Source organism: Streptomyces sp. NPDC029216, from assembly GCF_040648015.1.
GTDB lineage: Bacteria > Actinomycetota > Actinomycetes > Streptomycetales > Streptomycetaceae > Streptomyces.
Map to the genome: position 1 here is coordinate 1 of NZ_JBEZWL010000139.1, position 19,413 is coordinate 19,413.

Here is a 19,413-nt window from a genome sequence, read left to right on the forward strand (position 1 = left end):
CGGCCCCGGGCGTGCCCGGCCGCGACGCCGCGGCGGCGCCCCGGCGGCCGGTCCGTCCACGGGTCGGGGTGGTGGCGGACGTAACCCAGACCCTCGGCGAGGGCGGCGGCCTCCCGCAGCAGCCGGGTCTTGCCGATGCCCGGCATCCCCTCGACCGTCAGCAGGGCGCGCCCGGCGCGGCGGCCGTACTCCAGGAACTCGCGGACGGTCCGCATCTCCCGCTCGCGGCCGCGCAGCGGCAGGTCGGTGAGGGTGCCGTTCATATCGAACCGCCGTAGCGGCGCACGCCGACGGTGTGGAAGCGTGCGGTCACGAACGCGGGGTCGCAGTACACCGCGTTCCCCGACGGGTTCATGCCCGTGCCGTGCAGATCGGAGTAGACGGCCGACTGGGAGATGTACCAGTCGCCCATCAGGTTGGCCGAGAGCATCACCCCGGCCTCGGCGCAGGCCCGTTCCATCGCCGCCTCCACCTGCGGCGAGGTGGAGTAGAGGCCGACGGAGAGCGCGCCGCACTCGCGGGTGGTGCGGGCGACGAGCTCCACCCCGGCCGCGGCGGAGTCCACCGCCACCGCGAAGACCACCGGGCCCTGCCACTCGGACAGCAGCACGGCCCGGTCGGCCTCCCGGCCCGCGTCGAGGGTCACCACGGCCGGGGTCCGTACGACCGCCTCCGGGTGGCGGGGGTCGCGCACCGAGCGGGAGGGCACGGCCACGGGCCCGGCCGCTCCGGCGGCGACCCGCTCGACCCGGTCCCGGACCGCGGGCCCGAGCAGCGCGCCCAGGATCCCGCACGCCCGCGCGTCGTCGTCCAGCAGTTCGGCGAGGGCGCCGCCCAGGTCGGCGACGACCTCGGCGAAGGAGCGGTGCCCCTCGTCGGTGCCGATCCCCTCCCGGGGGATCAGCAGGTTCTGCGGGCTGGTGCACAGCTGCCCGCTGTAGAGGGAGACGGAGAAGGCGAGGTTGGCGAGCATGTCGCGGTAGTCGGCGGTCGACTCGACGAGCACGCTGTTGACCGCGGACACGGAGGTGAACACGCGTGCCTGCCGCGCGTTGTCCTCCAGCCAGGTCCCGAAGGCGGTGGTGCCCGCGTAGTCGACGAGGCGCACCTCCGGCCGGACGGCCAGCCGCCGGGCCAGCCCCTCACCGGGGTGTTCGGCGGCCAGGCACACCAGGTCGGCCGGGAAGCCGGCTTCGGTGAGCACCTCGCGGGCGATGCGGACGGTGAGTGCCAGCGGCAGGACGGCCGCCGGATGCGGTTTGACCAGGACGGGGTTGCCGGTGGCCAGGGAGGCGAAGAGGGCCGGGTAGCCGTTCCAGGCGGGGAAGACGCTGTTGGCGATGACCAGCGAGATGCCGCGGGGCACCGCCGTGAAGGTCTTGGCGATGCTCAGGGTCCGGCCGTCGCCCGTCGGCTTGCGCCAGAGCGCGGAGGCGGGCATCCGGGTCTGCTCCTCCAGGGCGCGGGCCACCGCCTCCAGACCGCGGTCCTGGGCGTGCACCGCCCCGGCGTGGAACGCCATCAGGAAGTTGTGGCCGCTGGTGTGCACGGCCGCGTGGGCGAACTCGGAGCTGCGGGCGTTGATGCGGTGCAGGATCTCGGCGCACACCTCCGCCCGTGTCCGGGGGCCGGCGTCGCGCCAGGCCGGCAGGGCGGCCCGCATGGCGGGCAGCAGGACGTCGGGGTCGCAGTGGGGGTAGGAGACCTCCAGCAGGCCCCCGTACGGGGAGCGTTCGCCGCCCGTCTCCGGGGCGGGGCCCACGGTACCGTCGCGGCCGGGCTGGCCGAGGGCGAACTCCCGGCCGAGGAGCGCGCGGAACGCGGCCTCGCCGGCCTCCCGTGCGCCCGGGCCGTAGGAGCGCGGGTCCTCCGGGTCCTCGGAGTACGGGGACCAGTGCGCGCGGGTGCGGAGGGTCTGGCGGGCCCGCTCCAGGGTGTCGGCGTGGCGGGGGGAGGGACGGGCCGGTTCGGCGTGGTCGGCGTGGGTTCCGGGAACGGGCGGCGGCAGGGTGTGCGCCATGGTCCACATCCTTGTCGAACGGGTGGGGGGGTCGGTCCGAGGACGAACCGTGGAACGTGGAAACTCCTGACGATCACGGTAAATCGGCACTTTCGGACCCACGTCGGAGTCTGGTCACGGTGGGAATTGACGGGCCGTTCACACGGCCCTGGGGCGGAATTGACGCGTCCGGTGTGGGGTCGGGGCTCTGGCGGAACCCGAACCACCGGTCGGACGAGGCCCTTTGGGCCGCCCGCCGAGGAGGGGAGAACAAAACGTGATGATGGCCATATTGCGCCACAACTCACTGCTATCGGCCGTGCGGTGGCTCGATAGCGTCGCTCGGCCCTCCCCGGCGGGCGTACCGACTGGCGGGTTCTACTCGGTGATCGGCCGCAGGTACCGGTCGAGCGCCGCGTCGGGCAGCACCCGGGCGAGCACGCTCACCCTGCGGGCGTCCGGCCCGACCCGGTAGCGGGTCCGGGGCCGCCGGGCCGTGAGGGCCACCCGTACCGTCCGCGCGAAGTCCTCCGGCCGGGTGGTGCTCTCCCGCGCCTGCTTCTCGTTCTGGTGCAGGAAACGGCCGAAGGGGACCCGGTACAACTCGGCCACCGCTTCCGGAACACCGTCCATCGAGGCCCGCGCCACCTCGGAGACCTTGCCCCAGATCGGCGTCATGATGGCCCCCGGCTGCACCAGGGCGACGTCCACCCCCTGCGGGGCCAGCTCGCGGCGCAGGACGTCGGTCAGCGCCTCCTTGGCGAACTGGGCCGCCGCGTACGCCCCGAGGAAGGGGATCGCCACACTGCCCAGGCCCGAGGTCACGTTGACCACCCGGCCGCGGGTGCGCCGCAGCAGCGGCAGGAACGCCTGGGTGACGGCCAGCTGCCCCACCACGTTGGTGTCCAGCTGCGCGCGCAGCCGGTCCGGCGACACGCACTCAAGCGGCGCCGACACGCAGATCCCGGCGTTGTTCACGAGCCCCCACAGACCCGCCTCGCCGACCTCGGCCGTGACCCGTTCGGCCGCCGCGGCCACCGACTTCTCGTCGGTCACGTCCACCGCCACGGGCACGATCCGGCCGGAGCCGCCGGCGGCCTCGGCGAGGGCGGTCCCGTCGGCCTCCCTGCGGACCCCGGCGAAGACCCGGAACCCCGCGTCGGCGAGCTGGAGCGCGCAGACCCGGCCGAGGCCGGAGGAGGCCCCGGTGACCAGGACGGACCGGCCGCGCGGGGACATGGCGGGGCGCTGCGGGACGGACGGCACGAACTTCCTCCTCGGGGAGCCGGCGGAGCCGGGGGAGCCCGGAGATCCGGGGGCGGTCATCCGGCCACCGCCGGGAAGGTGAGGGCGTCCTCCAGCGTGCGGGTGAGCCGGCGTTCCGGCATGAACCGGAAGTAGGCGTCCCGCACCGGCCGCCGGATGGGGTCCTCGGACTGCTCGAAGGTGCTGATGCCGCGCGAGGCGGCGACCATGCCCCGGGTCCGCTCGCGCCGCTCGTCCTCGTACCGGCGCAGGGCGCGCGGCAGGTCGCTCGCACCGCGCAGCGCCCGGCCGAGGACCACGGCGTCCTCGATGGCCATGCCCGAGCCCTGGCCGAGGCTGGTCAGCATCGGGTGCGCGGCGTCGCCCAGCAGGGTCACCGGGCCCCGGCCCCACCGCTCCAGGAAGGCGCGGTCCCGCGAGGGCACCGCGATGATCGACTCCTCGGGAGTGGCGATGACGGCCTGGCGCACCTCGTCGGCCCAGCCCTCGTAGCAGTGCAGGATCTCCGCCTTGCCGCCCTTCCAGTCCCGCGAGAGCTCGGCGGGCATGTTCTTCGTCCCCCACCAGTACAGCCGCCCGCCGCCCATGTCCACGAGGCCGAAGCGCTTGCCGCTGCCCCAGAAGTGGGTGACCGAGCCCGGTGTGAACCGGGGGTGCGAGAACGGTACGACCGCCAGCCAGCAGACGTAGCCGCTGTCCTGCGAGTCCTCCGGCCCCACCAGCTGCCTGCGCACGACGGAGTGGAAGCCGTCGGCGCCGATCAGCACGTCCCCCTCGGCGGTGCTGCCGTCGTCGAAGGAGAGCCGTACCCCGCCGCCCGGCACACCGTCGGTCTCGAAGCCGGTCGCGGCCGCGCCCAGCCGGATCGGGATGCCCTCGGCGGCCTCCAGCAGCGACTGCTGGAGGTCGGCCCGGGTGATGAGGACGCTCGGCACGCCCAGCCGGCCGATGATCTCCGGGAACGGGAACTCCCGGATCAGCCGGCCCGTGGCCGTCTTCACGTGGTAGGAGCGCAGGGCCTCCCCGCGCTTCTCCAGGTCGATGCCGACGCCCAGCGAGTTCAGCGCCCCGACGGCGTTGCTCATGACGGACAGGCCCGAGCCCGCGGCCCGCAGCTCGCCCGCCCGCTCGTGGACCTCCACGTCCAGGCCCGCCTCGCGCAGGGCGATCGCGGCGGTGAGGCCGCCGATGCCCGCCCCGAGGACCAGGGCCTTCCTGCGGTCTGTCTGCTTCGTCATCTCACTGTCCGATCAGTTCGGTGACGACCCGGACCATGTGGGCCACGTGCGGCTCCTCCATGATCGTGAGGTGGTCGCCGGGTACGTCCACGACGTCGAGCGTGCCGCTGGTGCGCTCCCGCCAGCCGTTGCTGGGGTCGGCGTGCATGCTCTCGATCGCCGTGTGCATGGAGTTGAGTACGTCCGGCAGCGGCTCGGACGCGTGGATGAGGACCATGTCCTGGTCGACGACCTCGGGCCGGTAGGCGAACGCCGCCTTCCAGTTGGCCTCGTACACGTGGAACAGGCGCCGCACGACGGCCCCGCCGCTCCCCGCGGGCAGGACGCCCTCGTCGATGGCCAGCCGGGCGATGAAGTCGAACTTCTCGTCCAGCGTGGTCAGTTCGGCCGGGATCAGCTCCAGTGGCGAGTCCCCGCCGCGGCGCAGCCACAGCAGCTCCCAGAAGAACCAGCCCAGCAGGGCCTCGTCGCCGGTGGTCAGCCGCCGGCCCGGGTTGAGGGCGGTGGTGTCCAGCAGGACGAGCCGGGCGATCCCCTCCCCGGCGGCCCGCAGCTGCCGGGCCATTTCGAAGGCCACGAACCCGCCGAAGGACCAGCCGCCGATGACGTACGGACCGCTCGGCTGCACCCGGCGCATGGCCTCGACGTAGCTCGCCGCGATCTCCTCCACGCTGCGCAGCGGCTCGGTGCCCGGATCGCCGCCCGCGGCCTGGAGGGCGTAGAACGGCCGGTCCTCCTCCAGATACTTGGCGAAGCGGAGGTAGCAGAGCACGTTGCCGCCCATGGGGTGGACGAAGAACACCGGGCGCTTGGACCCGGCCGGGCGGATCGGCACCAGCGGATCGAAGGCCGTCGTCGCCCCGCCCGCACGCAGCCGCCCCGCCAGCTCGGCCACGGTGGGCGCCGAGACGAACTCGGACAGCGGGACGCTGATCCCGTAGCGCTGCTCGATCTGGACCACCAGGCGCATCGCGGTGAGCGAGGTCGCCCCGAGGTCGAAGATGTTGTCGTGCACCCCCAGCCCGGTCAGCTGGAGCAGGTCGCCCACGAGCTCCACCAGGGTCTGCTCGTACGCGTCGCGCGGCGCGGCCGCGGTGTCCCCGCCGCCCGCGGCGGACAGCGGGGCCGCCCGCAGGGCGGCGTCGTCCCGCTTGCCGCTCGGGGTCAGCGGCAGGGCCGCCACCCACTCGAAGTGCGAGGGCATCATGTACTCGGGCAGCACCGTCCGCAGCTGCTTGCGCAGCAGCGCCAGGTCCGCCCCGTCCGGGTCGCCGGTCAGGAAGGCCGCGAGGAAGGAGTCGTTGCCCTCCCGGCGGCGGGCCACGACGGCGGCCTCCGCGATCCCCGGGTGGCCCGCGGCGAAGCGGGTGATGGCCAGCTCCACCTCGGCCGGCTCCACCCGGTAGCCGCGCACCTTGACCTGCGCGTCCGCCCGGCCCAGGCACACCACGTTCCCGTCCGGCAGGACGAAGCCGAGGTCGCCGGTGCGGTACAGGAGCTCCCCCGCCGCCGCGGCCGCGGGGGAGGGGTGCGGGACGAACCGCTCGTCGGTCAGGTCCTGGCGGCCGACGTAGCCCTCCGCCAGGCAGGCGCCCGCCAGGTACAGCTCGCCGCGCACCCCGGCCGGCACCGGACGCATCCGGGAGTCCAGGACGTGCACCCGCGAACCCGTGATGGCCCGCCCGATCGGCGGCAGCGCCGGGAACGCGGCCGGGTCGCCCGTCATCGTGTACGTGGTCACCACGTGCGACTCGGTCGGCCCGTACTGGTTCTCCAGCAGCACCCCCGGCAGGGCCGCGCACAGCCGCCGGATCTCGTCGGTGACGCGCAGCTGTTCGCCGGAGGAGAGCAGGGCCCGCAGGGAGCGCGGGACCAGGCCGAGCGCGTCGGAGGCCTCGGCGAGCTGCTGGAGCGCGACGTACGGCAGGTACAGGCGCTCGACCCCGGCCCGGTCGAGCAGCCGCAGCAGGGCGGGCATGTCGCGGCGCTCCTCCTCGGAGAGCAGCAGCAGGGTTCCGCCGCCCGCGAGCGTGGAGAAGATCTCCTGGAACGACACGTCGAAGCTCAGCGGCGCGTACTGCGCGGTGACCCCGCCGGCCACCCCGCTGGGGACGGAGTTCTGCCAGGCGACCAGCTGGGCCAGCGAACGGTGCGGCATCGCCACGCCCTTGGGCGCTCCGGTGGAACCGGACGTGAACAGGACGTAGGCGATGGAGTCGGGTGTGATGTCCTCGGTCACCTCCGCCGGGATGCGCGGCAGGTGGGGCCGCCCTTCCTCGTCGCCGAACAGGTCCTCGGCGGGCAGGACCAGCCCCGGGACGTCCACGACCGAGCGGTGCGCGGCGCCGGTGACGACCCGGAACGGACGGGCCTGCTTGATCATCGAGGTCAGCCGGTCCACCGGATAGCTCACGTCCAGCGGCACGGTCGCGGCGCCGGCCTTCATCACCCCGAGGATCACGGCGACGGTCTCCGGGGAGCGGTCCATGGCGATGCCGATCCGGTCACCGGTCCGGGAGCCCAGCGCGAGCAGTTCGCGGGCCACCCGGTCGGCGGCCCGGTCCAGTTCGGCATAGCTCCAGCGGCGGTCGCCGAAGACCAGCGCCGTGGCCCCGGGGGTCCGTGCGGCCTGCGCGGCCACGGCCCGTACGACGTCCGGCGGCGCGGCGGCGGTCCCCGTCCGCCCTTCCGCGGCGGGTTCCGCCGCGGGGGCCAGGAAGCCGAAGTCCGGTGTCTCGTCGGGGTGGTGGACGAGGCGGTCCAGGATCGCGGTGAACCGCTCGGCGTACAGGTCGGCCTGGGCCGGGGTGAACGTCAGCCCGTGGTGGTCCAGCCGCAGCCGCACGGAGCCGTCCACCGGGTCCGTCATGGCGTTGACGAGCAGCTGGAAGTTGGTCTCCTCCCAGGTGCGGAAGTCCAGCAGCCGGACCCCGGGCAGCTCGAACACCGTGGCCAGCTGGCGGAAGTGGATGTAGTTGAAGGCGGTCTCCAGGACGGTGGCGCCCCGGTCCTCCTGGATCGCGCTCAGCGGGTACCGGCGGTGGGCGTGGCTCTGCTGCTCCTGCCGGAACGCGGCGCGGACCACGTCCGCCCAGCTGTCGGCGGCGATGCCCAGCCGTACGGGCATCGTGTTGAGGAAGAGGCCGGCGATCCGGTCGCCGCCCTCCAGCTCGGGCCGCCCGTGGGTGACCAGGCCGGTGGTGATGTCGTCGGAGCCGGAGAACAGCCCCAGGGTCAGGCAGTGCGCCGCGAACAGCACCGACTTCACGGGCAGGGCACGCTCCCGGGCGAACAGGTTCACCTGCGAGGTGAGGCCGGCCGGCAGGTCCACGATCCGGGTGATCTGCGTGTCCGGGCCGGGCGCCTCGTGGCCGCGGAACGGCTCCAGCCGCAGCAGCGGCGCGTCGCGCAGCCGCTCCCGCCAGAAGGCCCGGGTCCGTTCCGACTCCAGGGCCTCGCGCTCGGCCCGCACATGGTGCGCGGCGGACGGCAGGACCGTTTCCGCTACGGGCTCGACGGGGTGGCCCAGGCCGTGCAGGTAGTCCTGGAGCAGCTCGGCGACCAGGGTGGCGACGCTGCCGCCGTCGAGGATCGCGTGGTGGAAGCTCAGCACCAGTTCGAGGGTGTCCGGGCGGACGTGGGCGCGCAGGTGGTACAGCGGCGCCCGCTCGAACACGTAGCGGTGGTGGCGCCGTTCCTCGACGTGCGCACCGATCTCGGCCAGTGCCTCGGCCTCTTCCCGGCCGCGCAGGTCGACGACGTCGAACCCGCCGGTCACGCGGTGGTCCACGATCTGCAGCGGTTCGGAGAACGAGCCCAGGTCGAAGGAGGAGCGCAGCACGGGGTGGCGCTCGACCAGCCGCTCGAACGCCCGCCGGAAGCCCTCCTCGTCCCACGCGGCCGTCACGCTGTACTGGAAGACGTCGCGGTAGACGGCCGAGTCCTGTTCGGCCCGGCTGTGGTAGAGCAGCCCGAGCTGGAGACGGGTCAGCGGGTACGCGTCGGCCCGGCCCTCCAGGCGGGCCCGGTCCACGCCGGAGACCAGCGCGAACGGGGGGAGCACGGCCTCGGGCGCGGGGGCGGCGTCCCCGGTGGCGAGGGCCGCCAGCTGGGCGACGGTCGGCTGCTGCACCAGGTCCGTGAGGGAGAAGACGATGCCGGCCCGCTCCGCCCGGGAGCGGATGCGCAGCATGGTGATGGAGTCCCCGCCGAGTGCGAAGTAGTCGTCGTGGACGCCGACCCGGTCGGCCCCGAGCACCTCGGCCCAGATCGCGGCGAGGGTCTCCTCGGTGGCGTCGCGCGGGGCCGTGTACCCCCGGCCGGAGGTCACCGAGGGGGCGGGCAGGGCGCGGCGGTCGGCCTTGCCGTTCGGGGTGAGGGGGACGGCGTCGATCCGGATGAAGTGCGCCGGGACCATGAACTCGGGCAGTACGGCGGCCAGTTCGGAGCGCAGCTGGGATGCGCCGAGCTCGGTGTCGGCGACGTAGTAGCCGACCAGGACGAGGCCGCGGTCGCCCGACTGGTGGTCGACCACCACGGCGTCGCGCACGCCGGGCACGGAGGCGAGCCGGTTCTGGACCTCGCCCAGTTCCACCCGGTTGCCGCGGATCTTGACCTGGCCGTCGATGCGGCCGAGGTACTCCAGCGTGCCGTCGGCCAGCCATCGGGCGAGGTCGCCGGTGCGGTAGAGCCGTCCGCCGGGGACGAAGGGGTCCTCGGTGAACTTCTCCGCCGTCAGCTCGGGCCGCTCCAGATAGCCGCGGGCCACGCCGACGCCGCCGATGCACAGCTCCCCGGGGACCCCGGCGGGCTGGAGGCCGCCGTGCGCGTCGAGCACGTACAGCCGGGTGTTGTCGATGGGCCGGCCGATGGGGACGCGGCGGACCGGGCCCTCGCCGGCGGGGCAGTCGTAGAAGGAGACGTCGACGGTGGCCTCGGTCGGGCCGTACAGGTTGACCAGGCGGGGCGCGTCCGCGCCGCGGCCGGCGAAGACCCGGTTGAACTGCTCGACGCGCGCCGCGGGCAGGGCCTCGCCGCTGCAGAACACCTGGCGCAGGGAGCCGGCTTCGGCGCGCAGCTCCGGTTCGTCCTCCAGCAGGTCCAGGAACGGGCCGAGCATCGAGGGGACGAAGTGCAGGGTGGTGACGCGCTGTTGGGCGATGGTGCGCAGGATGCCCCGCGGGTCGCGCTGGCCGCCCACGGGCAGCAGGGCCAGGCCGGCGCCCTCGATCGCCCACCAGAACAGCTCCCAGACGGAGACGTCGAAGGAGATGGGGGTCTTCTGGAGCAGCACGTCGTGCTCGCCGACCGGGTAGGCGTTCTGCATCCAGGCCAGCCGGTTGACCACCGAGTGGTGCTCGACCATCACGCCCTTGGGGCGCCCGGTGGAGCCCGAGGTGTAGATCACGTAGGCGAGGTCGCGCGGGCCGGCCTGCTCCGCCACCGGCCCGTCCGGCCCGGTCAGCAGCTCCGCGGTGGCGAGGACCGGCACCGACAGGTCCCCGGCCCGGCCGGCGTCGTCGGCGAGGACGGCCTTGGCGCGGCTGTCCTGGAGCAGGAAGGCGATCCGCTCGGCCGGGTAGCCGGGGTCGACGGGGACGTAGGCGCCGCCGGACTTGAGCACGCCGAGCAGGGCGACGATCAGCAGCGGGGAGCGGTCCATGAGGACGGCCACCCGGTCCCCGGCGCCCACGCCCCGCCGGCGCAGGGCGTGCGCCACCTGGTTGGAGCGGGCGTCGAGCTCCGCGTACGTCAGCGACGGGGTGCCGTCGGCGGCGGTGACGGCGGTGCGGCCGGGCGTCCGGGCGGCCTGCTCGGTGATCAGGGAGTGGACGGTCCGGTCGTGGGCGTAGGGGGTGTCGGGCCCCTGCCACAGCCGGGTCAGCTCCTTGTGCTCGGCCTCGTCGAGGACCGGCAGGGTCACCGCGGGCCGGTCCGGTTCGGCCAGTCCGGCGGTGAGCAGCCGCAGCAGGTGTCCCGCGACGGCGGTGACGGGGTGGTCCTCGTCGAACACGTCCACGGCGTAGTCGAGGTCGACCCGCAGCTCCGCGTCGTCCTCGAAGGCGTGGACCATCACCGCCAGGGCGTCCTGGTGGTGCACGGGTGCCAGGACGACGGAGTCCAGCGCCGTGCCCGGCAGCGGGGCGGGGCGGGGGTGGCGCAGGTAGGACAGGGTGATGTCGAACAGGCGGCGGGAGCCGGCGCCGGCGGCCGGGAGGTCCCGCAGCACGTCGCCGAGGGACAGCCGCTCGTGGCCGCGCAGCGCGTCCGTGCCGCGCCGGACGGCCGCCGCCAGCCCGGGCAGGGTGGTCTCCGGGCCGACCGGCACGCGCAGCGGCAGGTTGTTGGCGAGCTGGCCGACCGCGTCGAGCTCGGCGTCCGTGTGGCGGTTGCGGAACGGGACGCCGAGGACGAGTTCCTCCGTGCGGTGCACGCGGCTGAAGTAGGCGGCGAAGGTGGCCGCCAGGTACGCGAACGGGGAGCCGCCGGCGTCCCGGATGCGCCGGACCAGACCGGCGTCGACGGTGAAGGTGTGCCGGGCCCGGCGCTGCCCGCCGACGGGTGCCACGGTGGCTCGGGTGAACAGGGCGGGCTGGACGCCCGCCAGCGTCTCGCGGAAGAAGGCCCGGTCCTCCTCGAAGGCGGCGGACCCGCGGTAGGCGGCCTCGGCCTCCACGAGGGAGGCGACCGGGCGGCCCGACGTGGAAGCGGCCACGGGAGCCGCGCGGCCGGTCAGGACGGAGTAGCGCTCCCACAGGTCGAGGCTGACCCGGTTGAGCGCCCAGGCGTCGGCGATCAGGTGGTGGGCGTTGAGGTGCACATGGACGACCGAGGCGCTCTCGCGCAGGATCGCGGCCGTGAACAGTCGCGAACGCCGCAGGGTGAAGGGCCGGGTGAGGGAGTCCTCCCGCCAGGCGGTGCAGGCCGCCGCGGGATCGGCCTCGCCGGACAGGTCGACGTACGTGACCCAGGGGTCGGCCGCCTCCTCGCCGTCGGCCGCGGCGACCCACTGGCAGGGGGTCCCCTCGTGTTCGTCGAAGCGCAGCGAGAACGCGTCGTGGGAGCGCAGGGCGCCTTCGAGGGCCTCCTGCAAGCGGTCCGCGTCGGCCTCGCCGGCCAACCGCTCGTGCAGGACCACGTTGAACTGGGGGTCACCCGGCGCGGTGGACTCGGCGACCCAGATGTCCTGCTGATAGGCGGACAGGGGGAGCTGGCGTATAGCGGGCATCGGCCTTCCTTCGCTAATTCGGACAGCCGGATGTTTTTCGCCGTCCGATGCTCAGGAGCCTACGTTTCCCGCAATCCGGTCCACCACTACTCGTATGAGTAGACGCGGACTACCCGTTCAAGTAGCCCGGCCGGGGAATATGTGATCCGCGCGATATTGGTTCAAGGATTTCCGTAGATGGTCGCTAACATCTCCCTCATGACCTCCACACCTCCTTCCCGGAAATCCGTCCTCGTGCGGGGAAGCGGCCCTGGACTGCTGCTCGCGCATGGTGCGGGCAGTGACATCGAGGACAGTTTCGGCCCCGTCATAGAAAATCTCGCGGCCCGCCGGACCGTGGTCGGGCCCGATTATCCGGGCTCCGGGGATAACCCGCTCCCGGATGTTCCCCTGACGCTCGACATGCTGGCCGACCACATTGTGGAAAGCGCTGTGCAATCCGGCGTGCATTCCTTTGCAATATCCGGATTCTCGATGGGGACGACGGTGGCCGTACGGGCCGCCGTACGCCATCCCGAACGCGTTACCGCGCTGGTTCTCTCGGCCGGGTTCGCCCGGCGCAACGCACGTCTGAAGCTGGCGGTCGACACCTGGCGGGCGCTGGGCGCGCCGGGCGGCGACGGCCGGGTCCTGGCCTCCTACCTCTCCCTGCTCGTCGGCGGCACCAGCTGGCTCGACGCCCGCTCCGAAGGGGAGGTCGGCGAGCAGCTGGAGCTGTTCGCCGCCGGTATGCCGCCGGGTACCGACGCACAGCTCGCGCTCTTCGACGAGATCGACGTCCGGGCCGATCTGGCCCGGATCGAGGTGCCCGTCCTGGTCGTCTCCCCGTCGGGCGACCTCCTCATCACTCCCGTTCACTCCCGCGAACTCGCGGAGGGGATCCCGGGGGCCCGGCTCGCGACCCTCGACTGCGGTCACGCCATAGCGGCGGAGCGCCCGGCCGAGTGGGCCGCGCTGATCGACGGGTTCCTGTCCTCCGTCGGGGGCTGACCGGCCGGCCCCGGGCGGGGCCGGCCGGTGGTGTGAGCCCGGCGTCCGGCCGCGCCGGCCCCGGTACGGGGCGGCGCGACCCGGGGGAAGACGCCGGGCCCGGTCTCAAAGTCGGGCGGAGTCGGGGGACTTGCCGAGCGCGGTCACCACGAGGGCGGCCGCGGCCAGGCCGCCGCCCAGCCACATCACGGCGGTGACGTCGATCCCGTCGGCGGTCAGCCCGCCCAACAGGGCGCCCAGGGCGATGGCCCCGTTGAAGACGCCGACGAACAGGGCGGACACGCCTTCCCGCGCCTGCGGCGCCGAGGCCATCAGCCAGGTCTGGGTGCTGACCGACACCCCGCCGTACGACAGCCCCCACACCGCGAGCAGCACCCCGGCGCTCAGCACGGAGCCGCCGAGCAGCGGCATCAGCGCGACCGTCGCCGCCAGCACGGCGCTGATCACCAGCAGGGTGCCGCGCGGCGAGCGCCCGGCGCCCGCACCGGAGGCGAAGTTGCCCGCGACGCCGGCGAGTCCGTACACCAGCAGCAGGGTGCCGATCATCCCGGCACTCGCCCCGGAGACCTCCTCCAGGACGGGCCGCACGTACGTGTAGGCGGCGAAGTGGCCGGTGACCAGCAGGGCCACCACGGCCAGTCCCGTACGCACCCGGGGGCTGCCGAACAGCCGCAGCACACCGCCCAGGTGCATGTCCTGTTCGGCGGGGAGTCTCGGCAGCAGGGCCGCCAGCGCGACCAGCACCACCAGCGCCAGCACGCCCACGGTGACGAACGCCGTCCGCCAGTCGGCCAGTTCACCGATGTACGTGCCCGCGGGCACGCCGAGCACCGAGGCCACGGCGATCCCGCTGAAGACGAGCGAGGTCGCCGGCCCGACCGACTTCGGCGGTACGAGCCGCACCGCCAGCCCCGCCGCGATCGCCCAGACCCCGCCCATGCCGACGCCGACGAGCACGCGGGCGGCCACCATCACCGCGAAGTGCGGTGACCACGCGGCGAGCAGGTTCCCCGCGGTCAGCACCGCCATCAGCGCGCACAGCACCGTCCGCCGGTCGAACCGTCCCAGCAGCGGGGTCAGCAGCGGTGCCGACACCGCGCCCACCAGCCCGGTGATGGTCAGGGTCAGGCCGGCGGTGCCCTCGGTCACCTCCAGCGCGTCGCCGATGGGCGTCAGCAGGCCCACCGGCAGCATCTCCGACGTCACCACGGTGAACGTCGCGCTCGCGACCGCCGCGACGCCCATCCAGCCGCGTGCCGCGGACCGTTCGGGCCCCCCTGTGGTCTCCGCAATTTCCTCAGTCTGTGCCATGCCCTCAGCCAACCCGCCCCGACCTGCGGGAACAACGGCCGATCCCTCATCCTTCGATGAGCTGGGCTACTCGATGAACCACGGCCGGGCCGGGACCGGCCGTGCACAAGCCGTGTACAAAGGGACATCATGGAGGGAACAGCGTGAGCGGTGTGGAGATACGGGAACTGGAGGCCTTCCTGGTCCTGGCCCAGGAGCTGCACTTCGGCCGGGCCGGGGAACGGCTGTACGTCTCGCAGAGCCGGGTGAGCCAGCTGCTCAGGTCGCTGGAACACCGCATCGGCGCCCCGCTCGTCGAACGCACCAGCCGCCGGGTGGCACTGACCCCGCTCGGCGCGAGCTTCCTCGCCGGCCTGCGCCCCGCGTACGACGCCCTGCGCGCCACCGTCGACGACGCGCGGGCCGCCGCCCGCGGGATGGGCGGGGTCCTGCGCATCGGCTTCCAGGGAACGGTCGACGACTACCTCAGCCGGGCCATCGCCCGCTTCGGCGACCTCTACCCCGAATGCGCCATCGACATCGTGGAGATCCCGCTCTCCGACCCCTTCGGGCCGCTGCGCCGCCAGGAGGTGGACTGCGCGGTGGTCCTGCTGCCGGTGGCCGAGGACGACGTGGTCCTGGGGCCGGTCTTCTCGCGGCAGCCGCAGACCCTCGCCGTGTCGGTGCGGCACCCGTTCGCCGCCCGGGAGTCGCTGTCCGCCGAGGAACTCGCCGACTGCCGGCTCATCGGCATCGGCGGGGGCGCCCCGGACTACTGGCGCAGCGCCCAGGCGCCGGGCCTGACCCCGGGCGGCCTGACCGTGCCGGCCGGGCCCGGCGTCAACACCCTCCAGGAAGGGCTGAGCCTGACCGCGGCCAACCGCGGCGCCATGCTGCTGTGCCGCTCGACGGCCGAGTACCACGGCCGCCGCGACTCCCTCACCTTCATCCCCGTGGAGGGCCTGCCCGACTCCGAACTGGGCCTGATCCGCCACCGCCTGAGGCCCTCGGCCCAGGCCTCCGCCTTCGCCGAGGCCCTCGCGGAGGCCACCGGTCCCTCACAGTCGGCCGCGTAGCGCCCGGCGCGGGCCCGCGGGACGGTCAGTGCCCGGGCTCCGGGGTGATGACGTGGCCGTCGCGCAGTTCCACCACGCGGTCGGCGAGTTCGATCAGGTTGGGGTCGTGGGTGGCGACGAGGATGGTGACCGACTCGCTGCGGACCACCGCCCGCAGCAGCTCCATGATGGAGCGGCCGGTCTCGGAGTCGAGCTGACCCGTGGGTTCGTCCGCGATGATCAGGTCGGGTTCGTTGGCCAGGGCGCGGGCCACCGCGACGCGCTGCTGCTGGCCGCCGGAGAGTTCGCCGGGGCGCTGGTCGGCGTGGTCCGCGAGGCCGACCAGGGCGAGCAGGGTCCGGGCGCGTTCCTCGCGCTCCTTGGCGGGGACGCGGCGCAGCCGCATGGGAACGCCGACGTTCTCGGCCGCGGTGAGGACGGGGATCAGGCCGAAGGACTGGAAGACGAAGCCGATCCGGTCCCGGCGCAGGGCGAGCAGGCCCGCCTCGTCGAGGGTGGCCAGGTCGGTGCCGTCGAGGGTGATCCGGCCGCCGGTGGGGGTGTCGAGGCCGCCGACCAGGTTCAGCAGGGTGGTCTTGCCGGAGCCCGACCGGCCCCTGAGGGCGGTGAGTTCGCCGCGGCGGACCTCGAAGGACACGCCGCGCAGGGCGTGTACGGCCCGGGGGCCGCTGCCGAAGCTGTGGCGCACGTCGTCCACCACCACGATCGGCGTGCCGTCGTGCTGCGCCACCGCGACCGTCGTCGAATGCTGGCGTTCCGTCACTGTGCTCCCCCCGCTGCGGACTTCCGACCGCATTTGCGCATCTGTTCCACCAATCGCGCAAGTCCCTTCCGTGTATCGACCGAATCTGACAACATCGTCCGCTATCCGGTACCGAGGGTCCGGACGGGGGAGGAACCGCACACGTGCTCGGCTTCGTCGTGCGCCGACTGCGCGGGCGCTGGCCGCTCGCCGTCGCCGTACTGCTCACCGTACTGATCACCGCCACCGCGCTGACCGCGCTGACGGCCTTCACCCGGGGCGTGGGGGAGGAGGGACTGCGGCGGGCGCTGACCGGACCGGAGCGGTCCCGGACCGCCGTCGTCGTCACCAGCGGCCTGCCCGCGTCGGCGCGCACCCAGGACGACGCGTCCGTACGGGCCTTCGCGGGCGAGGTGTTCGGACGGCTCCCGGTGGCCTCCGAGAGCGTGGCCCGCAGCCGCTCCTACGGACTCCCCGGCCCCGCCGCCGCGGGCCGCGACGCGGACCTGACCCTGCTCGCCGCGCTCGGCCGGGAGCACGTACGGCTCCTCGCCGGCGACTGGCCTCGGCCCGTCGCCGCCGCCACGGCGGGCGCCCCGGCGGAACCGCTGCAGGTGGCCGTACCGCGCACGGCGCTCGCCCGGCTCGGCCTGGCCGGGTCCGCGCTGCCCGCCCCCGTCCGGCTGGACGACCGGTTCGGCGGGCCCCCGCTGACCGTCCTGGTCACCGGCGTGTACCGGGCCGCCGACCCCGACTCCGGGTACTGGCGGCTCGACCCGCTCGGCGGCCGGGAGATCCAGGTCGGCAGCTTCACCACCTACGGCCCGCTCATGGTGGACGACACCGCCTTCACGGCGGGCGGCATCCTGCAGAACTACCGCGGCACGCTCCTGACCCCGGACCTGCGCACGATCGGCACCGCCGAGGCCCGTGCCGTCCGGGCCGCGGCCGACCCCGCCGCGATCGCGCTCAAGCGCACCACCTCGCTCCAGGCCGCCACCGAACTGCCCGAACTCCTCGCCCAGCTGGACTCCGGACTGCTGGTCGCCCGCTCCACCCTGCTGGTGGGCGCCCTCCAGCTCGCCGTCCTCTCGGCCGCCGCCCTGCTCCTCGTCTCCCACCTCATGACGGCCCGCCAGGAACCGGAGCGGGTCCTGCTCACCGCGCGCGGCGCCTCCCGCCGCCGCCTCGGCGCGCTGAGCGCGGCCGAGTCCCTGCTGCTCGCCCTCCCCGCCGCCGTCCTGGCACCGCTGCTCGCACCGCCCCTGCTGCGCCTGTTCGGCCGGTTCGGCCCGCTCGGACGGGTCCACCTGGAGATCCCGGACACCTGGCTGGTCTGGCCGGTCGCGGCCGGCTGCGCGCTGGCCTGCGTCCTGCTCACCACCCTGCCCTCCGCCCTGCGCGGCGCCTCGGCCGCCGTACTGCGCCGCGCCGGCAGCAGGCAGGCCCTGGTGACGGGCGCCGCCCGCTCCGGACTGGACCTGGCCGTGGTGGTCCTCGCCGTCCTCTGCTACCAGCAGTTGTCGCACTACGGGGACGCCGACGGGGCCACCCCGGCCGACGGAGGCCTCGGGGTGGACCCCGTCCTGGTCGCGGCCCCCGTCCTCGCCCTGTGCGCGGGCACCCTGCTGGTCCTGCGGCTGCTGCCGTTCGCCGCCCGGGCCGGGGGGCGGCTGGCGGCCCGCGGCCGGAGCCTGGGCCCGGCCCTGTTCGGCTGGCAGCTCGCCCGGCGGCCCGGCCGGGCCACCGGGCCCGTGCTGCTGCTCGTCCTCGCCGTCTCCAGCGGTGTCCTGGCCCTCGGCCAGCACACCGCCTGGTCCGCGTCCCAGCGGGACCAGGCCGACTTCGCCACCGCCGGCGGGCTGCGGATCTCCGGCAGCAGCATGTCCCCCATGGGGCAGGGCGGACGCTACGGGGCCCTGCCGGGCGGGGACCGGCTGGTCCCGGTGGTCCGCCGGGGCCAGCCGCTGCCGGGCGGGGGCACCGCCGACCTCCTCGCCCTGGACGCCGTCAAGGCGGGCGAACGCGTCCCGCTGCGCGCGGACCTGCGCGGCGGCCGCAGCATGCGGGAGCTGTTCGCCCCGCTCGCCGCACCCGCCCCGAACGCCGCCGGTGCCCCGGCCGAGGCCCCCGGTATCGCCCTGCCCGGCTCCCCCCGCCGCATCGACCTCGACGTCACCGTACGGTCCGCCGGTACCAGCTGGGCCGCCGTCAGCCTGCTGCTGCGCGACCGGTTCGGGACGACCCACACGACACCGCAGGCCACCCTCCCCGCCGGCGGCGACGGCACCCTCCGCTTCCCCCTGGACGCACTGACCGACGCCCCGATCGGCTCGGCCGCCACCCCGCTGACGCTGGCCGGCGTCCACCTCTCGTACGCCGGCGACGGCGGCCCCGCGGGCGACGGCGCCGAACTGACCCTGCGCCGGATCGCCGTCTCCGACACCCGCGACGGCGGGGCCGCAACGGTCGCCGCACCGGCCGGACCCGGCGCGGGCACCGGAGGCTGGCAGCTGGCACCCCCGCCGGAACCCCGCGCCTCGGGCATCCCCGCCCTGGCGCCGGTCACGGCCGGCTCCACCGACCTGCTGCGGCTGCGCTACTGGGGCGGGTTCGGCACCGAGAGGGGCGTCCACGCCCTGCTGTTCCCCACTCCCGCCACCCCGCCCGCCACCACCGTCCCGGCCGTCGCCACCACCCGCTACCTGCGGTCCATCGGCGCCTCCACCGGCGATACGGTGCACGTCACCATCGACGGGGTGAGGGTCCCGCTGCGGATCACCGCCGCCGTGGAAGCCCTCCCCGTGGCCGGACGGACGGCGCTCGCCGTCGACCTGCGCACCCTCGGCCGGTTCCTGCTGGAGTCCGCCGGACAGCAGCCGGGCACGCCCACCGAGTGGTGGCTGCCCGCCGCCTCGTCCGCCGATCCGGCCCCGGCCCGTGCGGCGGCCGCGCTCCGCGAAGGGGTCAGGACCGAACGCGTCCAGCTCAGCGGGGAGATCACCGCCGGCCTGCTGGACGACCCGCTGAGCGCCGGCCCGCAGAGCGCCCTGGCCGCCCTCGCCGCCGCCTGCGCGGTCCTCGCCGCCATCGGCTTCGCGACCGCCACCGCCGCCGAACGACGCGTACGGGGACGGGAGTTCTCGGTCCTGCTCGCCCTCGGCACCCCACGCCGGTCGCTGGCCCGGGCGGCCGCCGCCGAGGGAGGGGCACTGATCGTCCTCGGGACCGCGGTCGGGGCCGGGCTGGGCGTCGCCCTCGTCCACCTCATGGCCCCCCTGGTCGTGCTGACACCGGCCGCGCACCGGCCGTTCCCGCCCGTACGGGTGGACATGCCGTTCTGGCAGACCCTGCTGACGGCCGCCGCCATCGCGGCCGTTCCCCTGCTGTCGGCCGCGTTCAGCGGCCCCCGGGGCCGCGACATCGCCGCCCGGCTGCGCCCCGTGGAGGAGATGTGACCACCCCGCCGCCGTCCGCGACCCCGGAGTCCTCCGCCACCACTCCGCCGCCCTCCGCCCCCGACCCGTCCCACCCCGCCCCGCGGCCCGCCGCCGGGCGGCCTGCCCCGCGGCCCGCGCCGTGGG

At 74.6% G+C, this 19,413-nt stretch carries 10 protein-coding genes; 3 read left to right on the plus strand and 7 right to left on the minus strand.

Annotated elements, in window-relative coordinates:
- The 5 genes from AB0F18_RS32115 to AB0F18_RS32135 all read right to left on the minus strand — a co-directional run.
- Positions 1–263: ATP-binding protein (locus AB0F18_RS32115; protein ID WP_362067020.1), on the minus strand; the 263-nt coding region annotated here is incomplete at its 3' end.
- The gene (paaN, locus tag AB0F18_RS32120; protein ID WP_362067022.1) at positions 260–2,020 is read right to left on the minus strand and encodes a phenylacetic acid degradation protein PaaN; all 1,761 of its coding nucleotides are present in this window, start codon (positions 2,018–2,020) and stop codon (positions 260–262) included. The genes AB0F18_RS32115 and paaN, both read right to left, overlap by 4 nt.
- A 357-nt stretch (positions 2,021–2,377) precedes the next feature.
- Complete coding sequence (locus tag AB0F18_RS32125) at positions 2,378–3,238, minus strand: SDR family NAD(P)-dependent oxidoreductase (RefSeq protein WP_362067036.1); 861 nt, start codon at positions 3,236–3,238, stop codon at positions 2,378–2,380.
- 83 nt (positions 3,239–3,321) lie between these two features.
- Positions 3,322–4,503, minus strand: a complete 1,182-nt coding sequence (locus AB0F18_RS32130) for an NAD(P)/FAD-dependent oxidoreductase (RefSeq protein ID WP_362067024.1) — start codon at positions 4,501–4,503, stop codon at positions 3,322–3,324.
- Position 4,504: 1 nt separating this feature from the next.
- Positions 4,505–11,731 carry an amino acid adenylation domain-containing protein gene (locus AB0F18_RS32135; protein WP_362067025.1) on the minus strand — a complete coding sequence of 2,409 codons (7,227 nt, stop codon included), beginning with the start codon at positions 11,729–11,731 and terminating at the stop codon, positions 4,505–4,507.
- A 198-nt stretch (positions 11,732–11,929) separates the two neighbouring features.
- Here AB0F18_RS32135 and AB0F18_RS32140 point away from each other — a divergent pair, with 198 nt between their 5' ends.
- Positions 11,930–12,721, plus strand: a complete 792-nt coding sequence (locus tag AB0F18_RS32140) for an alpha/beta hydrolase (RefSeq protein ID WP_362067027.1) — start codon at positions 11,930–11,932, stop codon at positions 12,719–12,721.
- A 105-nt stretch (positions 12,722–12,826) separates the two neighbouring features.
- Here AB0F18_RS32140 and AB0F18_RS32145 read toward each other — a convergent pair whose 3' ends face one another.
- A complete protein-coding gene (locus AB0F18_RS32145) occupies positions 12,827–14,032 on the minus strand; it encodes an MFS transporter (RefSeq protein WP_362067029.1) in 1,206 nt (401 codons plus the stop codon).
- A 143-nt stretch (positions 14,033–14,175) separates the two neighbouring features.
- Here AB0F18_RS32145 and AB0F18_RS32150 point away from each other — a divergent pair, with 143 nt between their 5' ends.
- Positions 14,176–15,087 carry a LysR family transcriptional regulator gene (locus AB0F18_RS32150; protein WP_362067031.1) on the plus strand — a complete coding sequence of 304 codons (912 nt, stop codon included), beginning with the start codon at positions 14,176–14,178 and terminating at the stop codon, positions 15,085–15,087.
- A 25-nt stretch (positions 15,088–15,112) separates the two neighbouring features.
- Here AB0F18_RS32150 and AB0F18_RS32155 read toward each other — a convergent pair whose 3' ends face one another.
- Complete coding sequence (locus AB0F18_RS32155) at positions 15,113–15,850, minus strand: ABC transporter ATP-binding protein (RefSeq protein WP_362067033.1); 738 nt, start codon at positions 15,848–15,850, stop codon at positions 15,113–15,115.
- A 143-nt stretch (positions 15,851–15,993) separates the two neighbouring features.
- Here AB0F18_RS32155 and AB0F18_RS32160 point away from each other — a divergent pair, with 143 nt between their 5' ends.
- Complete coding sequence (locus tag AB0F18_RS32160) at positions 15,994–19,287, plus strand: FtsX-like permease family protein (protein ID WP_362067035.1); 3,294 nt, start codon at positions 15,994–15,996, stop codon at positions 19,285–19,287.
- Positions 19,288–19,413 lie beyond the last annotated feature (126 nt).